This is a genomic window from Tenacibaculum sp. 190524A02b (assembly GCF_964036645.1).
Lineage (GTDB): Bacteria > Bacteroidota > Bacteroidia > Flavobacteriales > Flavobacteriaceae > Polaribacter > Polaribacter vairaonense.
Map to the genome: position 1 here is coordinate 4,779,704 of NZ_OZ038525.1, position 19,289 is coordinate 4,798,992.

Genomic DNA, 19,289 nt, shown 5'->3' on the forward strand with positions numbered 1-19,289 from the left:
AATAAAAAAGCTGATTCTATTTCTAATAGAATCAGCTTTTTTTAATTGTTGTTCAAATGTAAACAATAAGCATAAGTTACTGTTACCCTAGGATGACATCTTTTTTCATAATTGGTTGATTTAATATTATTATTTCGTGATAATAATAATCAAAGATAATACCAAAAGATGAATTATGCAAATAAATTATTATTTAACATCTAAATTATCTCCTGATTGAAATTTTTTATCAGTAATACAATCTTTTGAATTAAAATCTTCAGTGAAAACTTTGTTAAATCCAGATAAAGAGTGTTTTGCAATAATTGTTAATCGGATGAATGAAGATGAATCGTCCCATTTACTTAAAATGTCTTCTTCCGTTTTTATTCTTATGGCATGTAGGTTGTTGTCATCACTGGGGTTAGAGCTAGCAACATAAGCGCAAAAATGATCTGATAATTTTACATCTGTAGACCTTAAGTTTTTTCCTCCGAAATCTCCTACTGGTTTATGAAATGTACACTCAATATTAACATCATAAATTTCGGATTTAGTTTTGTTAACAAATTTAAAATAATACAGGGTATTACCGTCTTTTTCAACCTTGCTTATATATTTAGATATTTCAATTTTTGGTCTTTTTGAGCCTAAGAAAAATTTAATAAATACAATTGAAGCAATTATACTAGAAATTATTCCAAGAACTAACGAAACTATAATTTGTTCAGTCATTTTAATTTTTTAGTCCCCGAAAATAATAACTTTATGCTGAAGTTCAAAATAAAAGATAAAAACAACTAAAATACACTTTTATAGTTGTTAGGTATAAATAAAATTATTTTATTACAAATAATTTACAAAATAAAATATTTGTGTTTTTGTATCTGTTTGTATTTAAGTTTTTTATGTTTGTTTTGTAAAATGCCTTCTAAGCAGACGGTCACAGGTTCGAATCCTGTCGCGATCACAGGAAAACAAAGGCTTTCAGGAAACTGAAAGCCTTTCTTGTTTTTAAATTGCCCGAAAATTGCCCGATTTTTATAGTTAAGGAAAGTTTAGTATAATATACAAATCTAAAAAGCTGAATTTTTAACACGTTTTTTTTGGCTTTCCTAAGCATACCTAAAGGTCACAGGTTCGAGTCCTGTTCCTGCTACTAGTAAAATCAAGACTTCACATTCTTGTGAAGTCTTTTTTAATTTTAGAGGTACAACAAAAAATTTAACATGTTTTAATTTTTTTTATTAGTTAGTCAGGTTTCTAAGAGTTTTGAAACAATATAAATCTTCACCAAAATTATGCACAATTGATTTTTAATATCTATTTATATTTGCTTAATTAAAACGATAGAAGTTTGTGAAAATCATTTATTTGTACTGATTTTCATATATTTACAAACAGAATGAAACAAGTATTTCAAAAAATAACATCTTTTATAATGGCTATAGTAGTTTTATTTTCTACTTTGTCATTTACTTTAGATATGCATTATTGTGGAGATACTTTAGTAGATATTGCTATTTTCAAAAAAGCAGAGACTTGCGGAATGGAAATGCAAAAGTCTATTGCGAATAAAAATTGTTCTATTACAAAGAAAAACTGTTGTAGTGATAAACAAATGGCTATAGAGGGGCAAGATGAATTAAAATCATCGCCTACTTTACTTTCATTAGAGCAACAAGTTTTTGTAGCTTCATTTGTTTACTCTTACCTTAATCTTTTTGAAAGCGAAGAAATAGACAACGCTTTTTATAAAGATTATAGCCCTCCTTTGGTCATCAGGGATATCTATAAGCTTGACGAGACTTATTTAATTTGATTTTTAAACAATAGACTGTGCTATCCTATGAACACTATTCATTAGGGTACTTTTTTGTATGTGATATTTTCTAAATATCGATGTCTAAAGTTTAAAAATTAAAGCAATGCTAAACAAAAGCATAAAATTTCTAATAGAAAACAAACTCGTCGCCATATTACTTCTCATTCTGTTTTTAGGATGGGGAACCATAAATGCACCATTCAACTGGGAAACTGGTTTTTTACCAAGTAATCCTGTAGCCGTTGATGCTATTCCAGATATCGGAGAAAATCAACAAATAGTTTTTACTAAGTGGGCTGGTCGCTCTCCGCAAGATATAGAAGACCAAGTTACTTACCCATTAACCACATCGTTGTTAGGAATACCAGGTGTTAAAACTATCCGTAGCTCTTCTATGCTTGGTTTTTCTAGTATCTATATCATTTTTGAAGAAGATGTTGAGTTTTACTGGAGTCGTTCACGTATTCTCGAAAAACTCAACTCGCTACCAAGTAACTTATTACCCAATGATGTAAGTCCAACTTTAGGACCCGATGCCACAGGTTTGGGACAAGTATATTGGTACACATTAGAGGGTAGAGATAAAGACGGAAACGTAACAGGTGGATGGGATTTACACGAACTACGAAGCATACAAGATTACTATGTGAAATATGCTTTATCATCAGCAAGTGGTGTGTCAGAAGTGTCATCAATTGGTGGATATGTCCAAGAATATCAAATTGACGTTAATCCTGAATTAATGCGTCAATATAATATCAATTTACAACAGGTTGTAAAGGCTGTAAAACAGAGTAATCAAGATATTGGAGCACAAACCATAGAAATTAATCAGGTAGAATATTTAGTGCGTGGTTTGGGGTATGTAAAATCTATAAAAGATATAGAAAATGGAGTGGTTTCATCCGCCAATTATACACCAATAAAAATTAAAGATATAGCCAAAGTTTTCCTTGGGGCAAAAACACGTAGAGGTATTTTAGATAAAGAGGGTGCAGAAGTTGTAGGTGGTGTTGTAGTAGCCCGTTATGGTGCAAATCCGTTAGAGGTAATTAATAACACCAAAGAAAAAATAAAAGAGTTAAGTGCAGGTTTGCCTTCAAAAGTATTGGCAGATGGAACAACTTCGCAATTAACCATTGTGCCTTTTTACGACCGTTCAGAGCTTATACAAGAAACCTTAGGAACACTTAACGAAGCTCTGACTTTAGAAATACTTATTACCATTTTAGTAATTATTATAATGGTATATAATTTAAGAGCTTCCATATTAATTTCGAGTTTGTTACCTGTGGCAGTTTTAATGGTATTTATAGCCATGAAAGCCTTTGGTATTGATGCAAACATTGTAGCCTTATCTGGAATTGCCATTGCTATCGGAACCATGGTAGATGTGGGGGTAATTCTATCGGAAAATATTTTAAATCATTTAGAAAAAAGCAAAAACAACCTGCCAATTAATACAGTGGTTTACAATGCTACAGCCGAAGTTTCAGGTGCAATCGTTACCGCTGTAATGACTACTATTATTAGTTTTTTACCTGTATTTACTATGATTGGTGCAGAAGGTAAATTATTTAGTCCGTTGGCATTTACCAAAACCTTTGCTCTTATTATGGCATTGGTGGTAGCACTGTTTTTAATTCCGCCATTTGCAACTATCATTTTTAAACGAAGAAGTACTACTAAAAAATTCTCTTATGTCATCAATGCAGTACTAATAATCTTGGGGATTTTATCCATTTTCTTTGGGTATTGGTTAGGAATGCTTTTAATCGCTTTTGGAATTACTGGTATTTTAAAACTGCAGCAAAAAGTTTCAGATAAGCAGGTAAATCTTATCAATATTATTATTGCATCGGCAGCAATTGTATTTTTATTAGCGGAACATTGGAGACCATTAGGCGTAGGCAAAAGTTTATTGTTAAACCTATTGTTTGTAGCCATTATTTGTTTCGGATTGTTAGGCGCATTTTCGTTATTACGAAAATACTATGCTCAAATTTTACAATGGGCACTAGCCAACAAAATGCTCTTTTTAGCAATACCAACAACGATTACCATTCTCGGATTTTTAATATTCAAAAATACAGGTAAAGAGTTTATGCCCTCGTTAAATGAAGGCTCATTTTTACTAATGCCAACCTCAATGCCACATTCTGGAGTTGAAGAAAATAAACGCGTTTTACAACAGTTAGATATGGGTGTTGCTAGTATTCCTGAAATAAAAACAGTCGTTGGCAAAGCAGGACGAACCGATTCGGCATTAGATCCTGCTCCACTTTCAATGTATGAAAATGTAATTATTTACAAACCCGAATATGCACTTAATAGCAACGGCGAACGTCAACGTTATAAAGTAAATAACGACGGATTGTTTGTGTTGAAAAATGGAGAAACGGTTGCAAATCCAAACGCAACAGATGTTACTTCTAAGATTATATTCTCTGATGTTTCTACTGATGAATTAATAGAAGATAACGACGGTGAATTTTATCGAAACTGGCGACCTAACATTAAATCTACCGACGATATTTGGAATGAAATTGTAAAGGCTACTAAAATACCAGGTGTTACTTCTGCTCCAAAATTACAACCTATCGAAACCCGATTGGTAATGTTACAAACAGGTATGCGTGCACCAATGGGGATAAAAGTAAAAGGACAAAATTTAAAAGAAATCGAAGCCTTTGGTGTACAACTGGAAGACATTTTAAAAGATGTTACAGGGGTTAAAAAAGAAGCTGTCTTTGCTGATAGAATTGTAGGAAAGCCCTATTTATTAATTGATATTGACAGAGAAAAAATAGCACGTTATGGTATTTCTATTCAAGAGGTTCAAGATGTCTTAAAAGTTGCCGTTGGCGGTATGCCACTAACGCAAACCGTTGAGGGACGAGAGCGTTATGGAGTACGTGTACGTTATCCAAGAGAATTACGTACTACACCTGCTGATTTAAAACAAATTTATGTACCAATAAACAAAGGGAGTTCTGTGCCCTTAAGTGAATTAGCAACCATTCGCTACGAACAAGGTGCACAAGTGATTAAAAGTGAAGACACTTTTTTAATAGGGTATGTATTGTTTGATAAATTGAACGATTTTGCAGAGGTTACTGTAGTTGAAAATGCACAAAAAGCTATTCAACAAAAAATAGATAATGGTGAGCTTGTAGTTCCAAAAGGAATCAATTATCAGTTTACGGGAACTTATGAAAATCAGATACGAGCAGAGAAAACACTTTCGGTAGTGGTACCATTGGCACTATTAATCATTTTTATCATTTTATATTTCCAATTTCGTTCTACAACTACTTCTTTAATGGTGTTTACCGCAATTATTGTGGCTTTTGCAGGTGGATTTATTATGATGTGGCTTTATGGGCAATCGTGGTTTTTAAACTTTAGCGTTTTTGGGCAAAACATTCGAGAGCTGTTCCAAATGCACCCAATTAATTTAAGTGTGGCGGTTTGGGTAGGTTTTATTGCTTTGTTTGGTATTGCCACCGACGACGGCGTAGTAATGGCAACCTATTTAAAACAAACCTTTGCCAAAAACGAACCAACTACAAAAGCCGATATAAGAAAATCGGTTGTAGAAGCTGGTGAAAAACGTATTAGACCGTGTTTAATGACTACAGCAACAACTGTATTAGCATTGTTGCCTGTACTAACATCTACAGGACGAGGAAGTGATATCATGATACCTATGGCAATTCCTGCTTTTGGAGGTATGATAATCGATGTTACATCCTATTTTTTACTACCTGTTTTATACAGTTTACGAGAAGAATTTTTATTAAAAAGAAAGAAAAATAATGAAAACTAAAAGTATATTATCCGTACTATTTATTCTTGTTTTTAGTTGTTTTTCCAACGCTCAAGAATTACAATCACTTATAAATGAAGCATTAGCGAATAATCCTAAGATTCAAAAATTTGAACTGCAACATGCTATTGCTTCAGAAAAAGTAAACGAAGTCAATACATTACCCAATACACAATTTGGTGTAGGTTATTTTGCAAGCGAACCAGAAACACGAACTGGAGCACAACGCTTTAAAGTATCAGCAAAACAAATGCTTCCGTGGTTTGGTTCCATTACAGCACGAGAAAGCTATGTGAATTCTTTAGCAGATGCTAAATATGAAGACATTGTTATTGCTAAACGTCAATTGATTACAGACGTATCTCAATCGTATTATAAATTGTACACTATTCAGGCAAAACAAGATGTACTCACAAAGAATATCGAACTGCTTAAGACGTATGAAACCTTGGCATTGACTTCTGTAGAAGTAGGAAAAGCATCTGCCGTAGATGTACTGCGATTGCAAATGCGACAAAATGAACTGAAGCAGTTAAAACAAGTACTAACACAAAAGTATTTGGCAGAACAAACAGCACTCAACAAACTCTTAAATAGAGAAAGTACTACTGCTATTGATGTTGTAAAAGAGCTGACTATTCCTTTAGAGAAAAATGAGGTTGATGTTAATCAGTTAGCATTGCATCCAGAACTTAGTAAGTACGATAAATTGTACCAATCTGTTGAACAATCAGAACTATTAAACCAAAAAGAAAGTAGTCCGATGATTGGTTTTGGTTTAGATTATATCGCTGTTTCAGAACGTCCGAACATGAATTTTTCTGATAACGGAAAAGACATTGTAATGCCAATGGTATCTGTGTCTATTCCCATATTTAACAAGAAGCATAAATCTAAAACCAAACAAAATCAATTAATGCAAGAAGAGCTGTTGTCTCAAAAGCAAGAACGATTAAACAAACTAGAGACATTACTTTCTAAAGCGATAAATAACAGAATTGCTTCTAGAATTAGCTACAATACACAAACAAAAAATCTAAAACAAGCTAAAGATGCAGAGGAGATTTTAATTAAAAATTATGAAACAGGAACGATTGATTTTAATGATGTTTTAGACATTCAAGAATTGCAGTTAAAGTTTCAGATGAATCAAATAGAATCGATAAAAGACTACTTCGTACAAACAACTATTATTAACTATTTAAGTAACTAAAGACAAACATAATTTTTAAATCAAACAACAATGAAAAAAGTAAAATTAATCTTAGCAATTACATTAATGACATCTTTAAGTTTAACAGCCATGTCATGTAAGAATGGTACAAAAGAAAATACTGCTACTAATACAGAACATTCTGAGATGAATCATGATGAAATGAATGCTTCTACTGATAAGACAGTTTCTGATGCTCAAAACTCAACTGATGCTCAAAAAGTATTAACTGCTTATATGGCTCTTAAAGATGCTTTAGTAGCAACAAATGAATCTGCGGCAGCCAAAGCTGGTAAAACATTAGAAAACACATTAAAAGCATTTAAAGTGAACAACTATAGTGCAGAACAGCAGAAGGAATTAAAAGATATTATCGCTGATGCTACCGAACATGCTGAACATATTAGCAGAAGTGAAATTGGGCATCAACGTGAGCACTTTAAAGTATTGAGTAAGGATATTATAGATATGGTTGCCATAACAGGAACGGAGAATACTTTATATCAGCAGTTTTGTCCTATGTATGATGGAGGTGGTGCATGGTTAAGTATGGAAAAAAATGTAAAAAACCCTTACTATGGTAATAAAATGTTAACCTGCGGAAAGGTGCAAAAAGAAATTAACTAAATGAGAGTTGTAAAAATCATAGCACTTATTCTGTTGGTATGTTTTGTGGGTATACAATTTGTACCCACAAAACTAAACCAAAGTAGTATTGTACCCAAAAATGACTTTTTAATATTAAATAATACACCAAAAGAAATTGGAACAATATTACAAGTCTCGTGCTATGATTGTCACAGTAACAACACAAAATATCCTTGGTACAATAAAATTCAACCAATATCCTGGTTTATAGAAGATCATGTTGAAGAGGGAAAAGCAGAGTTAAATTTTAATGAGTGGGGTTCTCTTTCAAATCGAAGAAAAGTAAGTAAACTAAGGTCTATTATTAAACAGATTGAAAGTGATAAAATGCCTCTAGATTCTTACACTTTGATTCATAAGGAAGCTGAATTATCAGAATCTGAAAAGACCTTGGTTCTTGATTATATGAAAGAATTAAGAAAAAAATTAGAATAAAACTATTATTATGAAAATACTTAAATTAATTACACTAGTAACTATTTTGCTTACAAATGTCAATTTTACTAATGCACAGAATAGTAAGAATATGACAGATAAACAAGACGTTATCGAAGTAATGAAGTCATACAAAAACGCTTTACAAAACTTAACAACAAAAGGTACGTTTGAGTTGTTTACTGAAGATTCTGAAGTGTTTGAATCAGGCGGTGTAGAAGGTTCTTATGCACATTATATAGAGCATCATTTAGGTCCAGAATTAGGGCATTTTAAAAGCTTTACTTTTTCAGATTATGAAATTGATGTGAAAGTAGATGCACCCTATGCATTTACTACAGAAACATACATCTATACTATCGTCTTAAATCCAAATGATAAGGGCAATTCTCGAACTATTAAGAAAAAAGGTGTAGCAACTTCCATTCTAAAGAAAATGGATGGCAAATGGAAAATTATCAAAATACATTCTTCTTCAAGAAATAAAAAATAAGATCATATGAAACTACGTATTCTTTTTACTCTATTACTATATACGTTTCTTTTTGTTTCGTGTAAGCAAGAAGCAAAAGAGACCAAAGAAACTTTAGAGCAATCAAAAACTGAAACTTCATCAAAGTCTTCAAAAAAAGTATTAAGTCCACATACTTCTACTATGGCAATGATTGGTGATGCCCATATTCATATTGATTATTCCTCACCTGGAGTAAGAGATAGAATAATATTTGGAGGCTTATTAGCTTATGATAAAGTATGGCAAGCGGGAGCGCACATGGCAACATGGATAGAAACCAATAAAGATTTAACTATTCAAGGACAAGAACTACCCAAAGGCAAATATGGCTTTTTCACCATTCCATCAAAAGAAGAATGGATAATAATTTTCAATTCTAATTGGAACCAACACGGAAAAGATGATTATGATGAGAAGGATGATGTACTCCGTTTTAAGGTTAAACCTACTATCTCTGATAAAATAAAAGAACATTTAGAGTACAAAGTTAGTAAGATTAGTGGTGATGAAGGTAGTATTTCTCTAACTTGGGAAAAAGTAACTGTAAGTTTTGATTTTAAGGTAAAAGAATAAAAAATGGTTAACAGACACACAGCACAAAAAATTAGAAAAACTCATCGTTATTTGGGTGTTTTTATAGGTGTTCAGTTTCTATTTTGGACAATCAGTGGGCTTTATTTTAGTTGGACGAATATAGACGATATTCACGGGGACCAATTCAAGAATTTAGAGTATCAGCCTAAAACATTTAATAATCTCGTGAGCCCTTCTGAATTAAAAAATTCTGGAGGAATTAATACCATTGCTTTAAGAGATATTAATGGTGTTCCATTTTATTGGATAAACAAGAAACAATTATACAATGCTTTGGATGGTAGTCTAAAAGAAAATATTTCCGAAGAAGAAGCTTTGTACATAGCTAAAAACTACATGAAAGATGGCTTAAAAGTAGCTTCGATTGAAAAGATTAAAGAAGCAGGAAAACACCACGAATATAGAGAGCGATTATTACCTGCTTATGTAATTTCTTATGATACCGATGAAGAACTAAAAGCATATGTATCTGTTAAGGATGGAAAATTTCAAACCGTAAGGCATCGAAGTTGGCGATGGTTCGATTTTTTATGGATGACACATACAATGGATTATGAAGGTAGAGACAACTTCAATACACTCGTATTAAGAGCCTTTTCACTTTTAGGATTAATAACCGTATTAAGTGGATTTTTATTGTGGTATACATCTTCACCATCAGTTAGAAAATTATTAAAACGAATAAAAAAATAAAGATGAAAAAACACATAATCTATTTAGGAATATTATTAGCTGGTTTGCTATTTGGCTGGTTACTTTTTGGTGGTTCATCTGAAGGTAAAACAACTCATAATCATGATGAAACTACGGCTGCAAATCAACAATGGACTTGTTCTATGCATCCGCAAATTATGCAACCAGAACCTGGTGATTGCCCTATATGTGGTATGGATTTGATTCCTGCTGAAGCTGGAGCAGATGGATTACGTCCAGATGAATTTAAATTGTCAAAAAATGCTATGGCTTTGGCAAACGTACAAACCTCTGTTGTAGGAGATAGTGAGACAGAAGGAAATACCATAAAGTTGTCAGGAAAGATTGTAGAAAATGAAGAAGCGAATGCTGTGCAGGTCAGTTATTTTTCAGGAAGAATTGAACGATTAAATCTTAATTATGTAGGTGAAGAGGTACGTAAAGGACAGTTGCTAGCTACCATTTATTCTCCTGAATTATTTGCAGCACAACAAGAGTTGATTACCGCAGCGTCTCTAAAAGAATCACAACCTGCGTTATACCAAGCTGTACGTAGAAAATTAAAACTCTGGAAGCTTTCAGAAAAGCATATCAATCAAATTGAAAATTTAGGAAAAGTAAAAGAGAATTTTCCAGTATATGCAACAGTTTCAGGTACAGTTTCAGAAAAGTTGGTTGAAGAAGGAGCTGCTATAAAACAAGGACAACCTTTACTTAAAATAGCTAACTTAAATACTGTTTGGGCAAATTTTGATGTATATGAAAATCAAATCGATTTATTCAATAAAGGACAGGAAATTACCATAACGACGAATGCTTATCCAAATAAGAAGTTTAAAGCCAAAGTAGATTTTATAGATCCTGTTTTAAATACCAAAACCAGAACGGTAAGTCTAAGAGTTGTTTTAAAAAATTCAAAAGATGCTTTTAAACCAGGAATGTTTGTAGAAGGTAAAATTGAAGTTGAAAATCATGATAAGAAGGAATTACTATCGGTTCCTACTTCCGCTGTTTTATGGACTGGTGAACGTTCAGTAGTATATGTGAAAACAAGTTCTGACCAACCTGTATTTGAAATGCGTGAAGTAAAATTAGGCAATGAGATTGGAGAAAATTATGAAGTGATAAAAGGCTTGAAAAAAGGAGATGAAATTGTTACCAACGGTACATTTACTATTGATGCTGCGGCACAATTACAAGGTAAAAAATCGATGATGAACAATCAAAATACAATGGACGAACACGCAGGACATAGTATGAATGAAGCTGTTGAAAGAATAGAAGTATCTGCCAAATTTCAAAACCAACTAAAAAGTGTTTTCGAGAATTATATTCAATTAAAAGATGCTTTGGTAAAAGATGATGCTAATACTTCAAGTACATCAGCAACAACACTTCAATCTAGTTTAAACAAAGTAGATATGAAATTGTTGAAAGATAAGAGCGCACACAGTCATTGGATGCCGTTGGAGAAAGAAATTAAATCTGCTGCGAAATCCATTTCAAGTATTTCAGATATTAAAAAACAAAGAGATCACTTTAAGCATTTATCGACACATCTTACAAAAGCAATACAATTATTCGGTGTTAATACAAAAATATATCATCAATTCTGCCCTATGGCAAATAACAATAAAGGAGCTTATTGGTTAAGTCTTGAGGAAAAAGTATTAAACCCCTATTTCGGAGATGCGATGTTAAGGTGTGGAGAAGTTAAAGAAACAATAGAATAATAATTAATAAAATAAAGATAATGAAAAAAGTAATTTTAAGTGTAGCAGTAGTAGTTTCAATACTATTTACTAGCTGTAAAAACGAAGCAAAAAAAGAAACTAAGGATTCGCCTAAAATAGAAGCGGTTAAAACTATTGCAATGACCAATACTAGTTTTGGAGTTAGAGGAAACTGTGGTATGTGTAAAAACACCATAGAAAAAGCTGCTAATGGAGTAGCTGGTGTTACTAGTGCAGTTTGGGATAGAAACAAAAAGAAAATTGATGTGTCTTTTGATGAATCAAAGACTAACGTCATGGCAATTCATAATGCTATTGCCGTATCTGGTTATGATACTGAAAAAGTAGCAGGGAATGAAGAAGCATATAACGGCTTACCAGGATGTTGCAAATATGATCATAGTATGCAAATGAATCAATCTGGAGAGAACAGTTCTGATGACCATTCTAATCACGATCATTAAGAAAACATAGCTTCCGAAAATATATTTTAATGTTTTCGGAAGCAATCAATTAGATATCTAAAACAACAAAAATAATGAATACTATTCTTTACATAAAAAATATGGTGTGTCCTCGCTGTATTAAAGTTATTACTGATGAGTTAACTAAAAACCAGATAAATTTTGATGAGGTTAATTTGGGAAGTATTCATTTTAAAGAAACAGTAGACGAAACTACTCTACATCAAATAAAACAAATACTTAAAAAAGAAGGGTTTGAGATTTTAGAAAATAAGGATAGGCAACTTATAAATAAAATAAAATCAATTCTTATAGAACAAATTCATCATAGTAATACTAAAGTAACACAAAACATTTCTACAATATTAACAGATGCCATTGGTATGGATTATACTAATCTTAGTAAACTGTTTTCTGAAACTGAAAGGACAACTATTGAAAAATATATTATTTATCTAAAAATAGAAAAGGTTAAGGAGTTGCTAAAATATGGTGAGCTAAGTCTATCGCAAATATCCTACGATTTAAATTATAGCAGTCCTCAACATTTATCAAGACAATTTAAACAAGTTACAGGGCTAACCCCTACGCAATTTAAAGCTTTTGGTAAAAGAAATACACTTGATAAACTTAATAATGACACAGGTTTATAACTGTTTTCATTCTTTTCAGGTTGATTTAATGAAGATGTTATTATGAAAACGGTAATGATAAGTTTAGTTGTTTTTTTTTCATACAAGTTCCTTTTGCGTATATTATTTAGTCTTATAAATTATATAAAGAAACGAATAGAAAAAGAATCGAAATAATAAAAACAACCTTAGTCTTTAAAAAAATATAACGAAGTACAATTGATACAAATTAACCATAATTATACACGATAAAGGGTCTGTTTTATAAGAAATTCGTGAAACAGAATATTTAAAATATGAAATCAGTAGTTTTAAATTTAATAGCATTTCTTTTTGTAATTAATATAATAGCACAAGAAAAAATAATACCTGAAATTTCAGGAAATACGGTTATTTACCGCATTACCATAGACGAAAAAATGGTAAACTTCACAGGGAAAGAAGTTGAAGCAATGGCAGTAAACAATTCTATCCCTGCACCAACCTTGACTTTTACCGAAGGGCAAAACGCTGTTATCTACGTTACTAACAATATGAAGGTCGAAACCTCTGTGCATTGGCACGGATTGATTTTACCTAATTTTCAAGATGGTGTGCCGTATCTCAATTCGCCACCTATTCTTCCAGGGAAAACCCACAAATTCGAATTTCCACTTACACATTCAGGAACGTATTGGTATCATTCACACACAGGTTTACAAGAACAGCGAGGAGTATATGGTGCTATTATGATAAAGCCAAAAAAACAAAAACTCGATTACGATTATGATCTGACCTTGGTATTATCTGACTGGACAGATGAAAAGCCCTATAGTGTACTTAAAAACCTAAAACGAAATAATGAGTGGTATGCTATTAAACGTAAGACTAATGTTTCTTTAGCCAATGCCATTGCTAACAATGCGCTTGGCGCTCAATTAAAGTTATGGAGCAAGCGAATGCCAGGAGTAGATATTTCTGATGTGGCTTTCGAAGCATTTTTAATCAACGGAAAACCAGCACCTACTTATCCACAATTCAAAGCGGGTGATAAAGTACGTATTAGAATGGTTAACGCTTCGGCTGCTACCTATTTTTGGATTACCATTGGCGGAAAACAAATGCTTGTTGCTAGTGATGGTGTAGGTGTAGTTCCTGTTCATAGAGATAAGGTATTACATGCCATTGCAGAAACGTATGATTATATCGTAACAATTCCCGAAAGTGGCGCAATAGAAGTAAGAGCTACTGCTCAAGATGGTTCTGGATTCACATCTGCAATATTAGGGAGAGGTACTGTAGAAAAGGCTAAGGTATTGCCTCCTGTAGATTACATAAAGATGCTTAAACAAATGGGGAATATGAAGATGGGAGGAGCTATGAAAATGGATAAAAAAATGGCTATGAATAAAGATATGGAAATGGAAGAAGCACCTGTGCATAAAAAAGATTCGATGCCAAAAATGAAGATGAATGACAAGCATCAACATCATAAAATGGATATGATGAAATCAGATGCTACAAAAATGAAAGGAATGAATATGCAGATGAACAAGGAGTTTTCGTATGATTATTTAAAATCACCTGTAAAAACAACCATTCATTCCGAGTTGCCGACCAATGAAATCACACTTAATCTTACTGGAAATATGTTGCGTTATGTGTGGAGTTTAAATGGCAAAGTCCTTTCCGAAGTTGATAAAATAAAAATAAAACGAGGTGAAAAAACACGTATTACCCTTAATAACAAAACAATGATGCATCACCCAATGCATTTACACGGACATTTTTTTAGGGTTGTCAATTCCAATGGTGAATACTCACCATTAAAGCATACGGTAAATGTACCTCCAATGGGAAGCGTTACTATTGAGTTCGATGCCAATGAAACTGGGGATTGGTTTTTTCATTGTCATATCTTGTATCACGCCAAAGCTGGTATGGCACGTATTTTTAGTTATGGTGATCCGCGCGATCCTCGAATGGCAAACTATCCATTAAAACAACTTACCAAAGCAGATCAAAAAATCTATACTTGGGGAGAAACGACTGTTGCAAGTCATATGGCCTCATTAGAATTAGTAGCAACTAACACCTACAACCAATTTAATGTTGATGCACAATTTGGTTGGAATAAGAATTTGGAAGTTGGTGCGGATTATGAACGTTACCTCGGAATATTTTTTAGAGCATACATCGGAATAGAAGCCGAAAACGAAGTTGAAGATTCTTTAGATGAAATCACAACTGTTGGACGAGCTGGTGTACGTTGGTTATTACCTTGCTTTATTGATAGCGATTTAGGTATCGACACACAGCTACGTCCTCAAATTCAGTTTTCAACTGCAATTCCAATATTTAATCGCGTAGAGTTACAAGGAATGTGGCAAATGCAAGCCGATTTTGGTTGGAAAAATGACTTGCCAGCAGATACAAACTGGGAACGCGAATATGTTTGGAGTGTTGGTGCAGAGTATATCTTAGGACAGTACTTTTCATTATCAGTTAGTTATGATAATCGTTTTGGAGCTGGTGGCGGATTGACAGTTAGATTTTAAGCATCTTAAATTATGAAAGCAAAAAACAACCAAAAACTCTCTTTATTAGGTTCTGTTTCATTAGGAACAGGTGTTATGATTGGGGCAGGTATTTTTGTACTAATGGGACAAATTGCTGAACTTATTGGCGATTTGTTTCCTATTGCATTTATTGCAGGAGCTATTGTAGTTGCTTTTAGCTCTTATTCATACGTTAAATTTTCAAATGCTTTTCCATCTTCTGGTGGTGTTGCAAAATTTTTAACAAAGGCTTATGGCCCAGGAACGGCAGCCGGTTCATTTTCACTATTAATGTACGTGTCAATGGTAGTTGCCGAAAGTTTAGTTGCTGGTACTTTTGGTGCCTATACTTTACGGTTATTCCCAGAAGAATACGCAGGCTATGCATCTGTATTAGGTGTAATTCTTATTGCAGTTGCCTATATTGTAAATATTTCTGGAAATAAGATAATTGAAGCCACTGTTACCTTTACTGCAATTATTAAAGTAGCAGGTATTGCCTTATTGGCAATTTCTGGCTTGATTATTTCTGGTTTGCCAACCATTACAGGTAATTATACACCTGCCAACAGCCAATTGTTACCAGAAGGATTTAGTTTTATTGCTGCATTGGCTTTATCTATTTTAGCCTATAAAGGATTTACAACCATTACCAACCAGGGAGCAGACATAGAAAACCCACACAAAAATGTTGGACGCTCAATCATTATTTCCATACTAATCTGTACGATTATTTATGTAATCTTAGCACTTTCTGTGGCAGGAGGTCTAACAGTTGAAGAAATTATTGCTGCTAAAGACTATGCTTTGGCTGCAGCAGCGAAACCTGCTTTGGGCAAATGGGGTTCAATACTTACTATTTTTCTTGCAATTATTGCTACAGTTTCTGGAGTTATTGCTAGTGTCTATTCAGCTTCAAGAATGTTGGGGATGTTAAGCAAAATAAAACAAGTACCAGATTTAAACAGAGTAAAAAACCTTAAGAATACAGCTTTAATTTTTACGGTTTCTTTGGCGATACTGCTGACAATATTATTTGATTTAACAAGAATTGCTTCAATTGGAGCCATATTTTATTTAATAATGGACATAGCTATTCATTGGGGACTTTTCAGATATCTTAAAAAAGAAGTTCAATTTAATCCTAATATTCCAATTATCGCCATTTTAATGGATGTACTCGTTCTAGGAGCATTTATCTACATGAAATATTTAAACGACCCATTTGTACTTATGGTTGCTGGTATTGGGATTGTTTTGATTTTTCTTTTTCAATTTCTTTTTATGAAATCGCATACAGATGAACACGGAAATATGCATATGGAAATGGATATGGATGAACACGATATGATGAAAATGTAATATAGAAATAATAATAAAATACAAAGGGATGATTTTTAATCTGACTTAGTTTCAAGCATCTCAAACTTAATATCCAACAATTATGACGCATACTTATAAAATAACAAGAATGACCTGTAATGGTTGTAGAACTAAAGTTGAAAAAACCTTAAATAGTATTGAAGGCATTACAAGTGCACAAGTAAGTTTACCAGATAGCGCTACCATAGAAATGGAGCAACATGTTGCTACAGAAACTATGCAAGAAGTATTAGCTGAAGCAGGGAACTATACTATTGAAATGACACATCATACCCCTAAAAAAGAAGGAGAAAACAAAGGAGGCTCTTGTTGTGGTGGAAATGCTAAAGCTACTAAGTCGCATCAAAATAGAACAGAAGAAAAAGCTGCTTCATGTTGTAGTACTGGACACAGCACAAGAAAGCATCATCAACATGGTCATGAACACAATCACCCTACACCAACATTAGATCCAGAAGCTGCTGGAAAATATCATTGCCCTATGCATTGTGAAGGTTCTAAAGTGTATGATAAACCTGGTGATTGTCCCGTTTGCGGAATGAATTTGGAAAAAATTCCAGAGCTGATGCCTAAAAATGTACAGTTTACCTGTCCAATGCATCCAGAAATTGTTAAAGACGAGTTTGGTTCATGTCCAATTTGTGGTATGGATTTAGTACCAATGGAACACAGTGATAATGAAGAAGATGCTATTTATCAAAAACTACTTAAAAAGTTTAAAGTAGCGGTTGCTTTTACCATTCCTATTTTCATTATTGCCATGTCTGAAATGATATCTAACAATCCGTTATATAACATTTTAGATCAAAAAATGTGGAACTGGGTTCAGTTGGTATTATCCATTCCTGTTGTTTTTTATGCAACTTGGATGTTCTTTGAAAAAGCATGGAAGTCTATAAAAACACGGAATCTTAATATGTTTACCTTAATTGGTATTGGCGCAGGTATTGCGTGGGTATTTAGTGTGTTTGCTATGTTATTTTCAGATATTTTCCCAGCGCAATTTAAAACACCTCACGGTAATGTATTTGTATATTTTGAAGCTACTACAGTGATATTGACCTTAGTGTTATTAGGGCAATTACTGGAAGCAAGAGCACATAGTCAAACTAGTGGAGCAATTAAAGAACTACTAAAATTAGTTCCTTCAACAGCAACACTATTAGTAAATGGAGAAGAAAAAATTATTGCTATTGATAAAATTCAACAAGGTGATTTATTACGTGTAAAACCAGGAGAAAAGATTCCTGTTGATGGAGTAATTAACGAAGGGATAAGTAGTATTGATGAATCCATGATTACTGGAGAACCAATTCCTGCAGATAAAAAGCAAGGTGATAAAGTAAGCTCAGGAACTATTAATGGTACAAAATCTTTTGTGATGGAAGCCCAAAAAGTAGGTTCAGAAACCTTGTTATCTCAAATCATTACGATGGTAAATAGTGCGAGTCGTTCAAAAGCACCAATGCAAAAGTTAGCAGATAAAATCTCAAAATATTTTGTGCCAATTGTATTGGCGGTTGCTGTACTTACATTTATTGTTTGGGCTATTTTTGGACCTGAACCAACTTATGTATTTGCCTTTGTAAATGCCATAGCTGTGTTGATTATTGCGTGTCCTTGTGCCTTAGGATTAGCCACACCAATGTCTGTAATGGTTGGTGTTGGACGTGGAGCACAATCAGGTGTTTTGATTAAAAACGCTGAAGCTCTTGAAAAAATGGAGAAGGTTGATACCTTAATTGTAGATAAAACGGGAACCATTACTGAAGGGAAACCGTCTGTAGAAAAGGTTATATCAATTTCAGAAAAAATCTCTGAAACTGATTTAACTCAAAAGATAGCATCATTGAATCAATATAGTGAGCATCCATTAGCTGAAGCAGTAGTTAAATTCGCCAAAGAAAAAAACATTGAGGATGTTGATGTTCCAGATTTTGAAGCCGTAAAAGGTAAAGGAGTTATTGGAACAATAGACGGACAACTAGTTTCTTTAGGTAATGATAAATTGTTACATCAGTTTAATATTGAGCTTTCTAATAACTTGTTAGAACAAGCTAAAGCAGAGCAACAACAAGGTAAAACGGTTTCATACATTGCTATCGGTAAAGAAGCCGTTGGTTATGTTACTATTTTTGATGCCATTAAGAAAACAAGTGAGGAAGCTATTAAAACTTTACAAGCAAAAGGTATTGAAGTGATAATGCTTACAGGTGATAATAAAAATACCGCCCAAGCAGTTGCAGAAAAATTACAGCTAGAACATTTTAAAGCAGAATGCTTACCAGAGGATAAACTTAAAGAAATTGAGTTATTACAATCCCAAGGTAAAATTGTAGCAATGGCAGGAGATGGTATTAATGATGCACCAGCGTTGGCACAGTCTGATGTCGGAATAGCTATGGGAACAGGAACAGATGTTGCTATAGAAAGTGCCTCTATAACCTTAGTAAAAGGAGATTTACAAGGTATTGTAAAGGCTAAAAACTTAAGTCATAAAGTTGTACAAAATATCAAGCAAAATCTATTTTTTGCATTTATCTATAATGTTTTAGGTGTTCCTGTAGCTGCTGGGGTTTTATTTCCAATATTTGGAATATTATTATCGCCCATGATAGCCGCATTGGCTATGAGCTTTAGCTCTGTGTCTGTAATCGGGAATGCGTTGCGATTAAGGAATGTGAAGGTATAGTTTAGCGTGAAAAGAATATTAATAAGAACCTAATTAAAGTTTTTAATATCTAGTGAGTAATTTTTGCGGTCTTTCTAAACTGACGATCCCGTCTTCGATACAAATTTGAAAAAGCTGA

15 protein-coding genes are annotated in these 19,289 nt (G+C 33.1%); 14 read left to right on the forward strand and 1 reads right to left on the reverse strand.

Annotated features, from left to right (window positions below):
* Window positions 1-189: 189 nt before the first annotated feature.
* Window positions 190-714, reverse strand: coding sequence for a hypothetical protein (locus tag ABNT65_RS19595; protein WP_348746645.1), 525 nt, complete (start codon window positions 712-714; stop codon window positions 190-192).
* Window positions 715-1,384: 670 nt separating this feature from the next.
* Here ABNT65_RS19595 and ABNT65_RS19600 point away from each other — a divergent pair.
* The 14 genes from ABNT65_RS19600 to ABNT65_RS19665 all read left to right on the forward strand — a co-directional run bounded on the left by ABNT65_RS19600 (window position 1,385) and on the right by ABNT65_RS19665 (window position 19,171).
* Window positions 1,385-1,801 (forward strand): HYC_CC_PP family protein, encoded by a 417-nt coding sequence (locus tag ABNT65_RS19600; protein ID WP_348746646.1) that lies wholly within the window; start codon window positions 1,385-1,387, stop codon window positions 1,799-1,801.
* Between the two features lie 106 nt (window positions 1,802-1,907).
* Window positions 1,908-5,633, forward strand: coding sequence for an efflux RND transporter permease subunit (locus tag ABNT65_RS19605; RefSeq protein ID WP_348746647.1), 3,726 nt, complete (start codon window positions 1,908-1,910; stop codon window positions 5,631-5,633).
* Window positions 5,623-6,846 (forward strand): TolC family protein, encoded by a 1,224-nt coding sequence (locus ABNT65_RS19610; protein ID WP_348746648.1) that lies wholly within the window; start codon window positions 5,623-5,625, stop codon window positions 6,844-6,846. Before ABNT65_RS19605 ends, ABNT65_RS19610 begins: the two co-directional genes overlap by 11 nt.
* A 30-nt stretch (window positions 6,847-6,876) precedes the next feature.
* On the forward strand, window positions 6,877-7,473 hold the full coding sequence (locus ABNT65_RS19615) for a DUF3347 domain-containing protein (protein ID WP_348746649.1): 597 nt from the start codon (window positions 6,877-6,879) through the stop codon (window positions 7,471-7,473).
* A complete protein-coding gene (locus ABNT65_RS19620; protein WP_348746650.1) occupies window positions 7,474-7,929 on the forward strand; it encodes a heme-binding domain-containing protein in 456 nt (151 codons plus the stop codon). It begins immediately after the preceding gene.
* Between the two features lie 10 nt (window positions 7,930-7,939).
* Window positions 7,940-8,422 (forward strand): nuclear transport factor 2 family protein, encoded by a 483-nt coding sequence (locus ABNT65_RS19625; protein WP_348746651.1) that lies wholly within the window; start codon window positions 7,940-7,942, stop codon window positions 8,420-8,422.
* Between the two features lie 6 nt (window positions 8,423-8,428).
* Window positions 8,429-9,016: a DUF2911 domain-containing protein gene (locus tag ABNT65_RS19630; protein WP_348746652.1), complete on the forward strand. Its 588-nt coding sequence runs from the start codon at window positions 8,429-8,431 to the stop codon at window positions 9,014-9,016.
* A 3-nt stretch (window positions 9,017-9,019) separates the two neighbouring features.
* Window positions 9,020-9,730 carry a PepSY domain-containing protein gene (locus tag ABNT65_RS19635; RefSeq protein WP_348746653.1) on the forward strand — a complete coding sequence of 237 codons (711 nt, stop codon included), beginning with the start codon at window positions 9,020-9,022 and terminating at the stop codon, window positions 9,728-9,730.
* A gap of 2 nt (window positions 9,731-9,732) precedes the next feature.
* Window positions 9,733-11,463 (forward strand): efflux RND transporter periplasmic adaptor subunit, encoded by a 1,731-nt coding sequence (locus ABNT65_RS19640; protein ID WP_348746654.1) that lies wholly within the window; start codon window positions 9,733-9,735, stop codon window positions 11,461-11,463.
* 20 nt (window positions 11,464-11,483) lie between these two features.
* The gene (locus tag ABNT65_RS19645) at window positions 11,484-11,927 is read left to right on the forward strand and encodes a heavy-metal-associated domain-containing protein (protein WP_348746655.1); all 444 of its coding nucleotides are present in this window, start codon (window positions 11,484-11,486) and stop codon (window positions 11,925-11,927) included.
* A 74-nt stretch (window positions 11,928-12,001) separates the two neighbouring features.
* Entirely contained in the window at window positions 12,002-12,580 is a 579-nt protein-coding gene (locus ABNT65_RS19650; RefSeq protein ID WP_348746656.1) for a helix-turn-helix domain-containing protein, read from the forward strand.
* Window positions 12,581-12,855: 275 nt separating this feature from the next.
* The gene (locus ABNT65_RS19655; RefSeq protein ID WP_348746657.1) at window positions 12,856-15,096 is read left to right on the forward strand and encodes a multicopper oxidase domain-containing protein; all 2,241 of its coding nucleotides are present in this window, start codon (window positions 12,856-12,858) and stop codon (window positions 15,094-15,096) included.
* 12 nt (window positions 15,097-15,108) lie between these two features.
* Window positions 15,109-16,458: an APC family permease gene (locus ABNT65_RS19660; RefSeq protein WP_348746658.1), complete on the forward strand. Its 1,350-nt coding sequence runs from the start codon at window positions 15,109-15,111 to the stop codon at window positions 16,456-16,458.
* Between the two features lie 82 nt (window positions 16,459-16,540).
* Complete coding sequence (locus tag ABNT65_RS19665) at window positions 16,541-19,171, forward strand: heavy metal translocating P-type ATPase (RefSeq protein ID WP_348746659.1); 2,631 nt, start codon at window positions 16,541-16,543, stop codon at window positions 19,169-19,171.
* Window positions 19,172-19,289 lie beyond the last annotated feature (118 nt).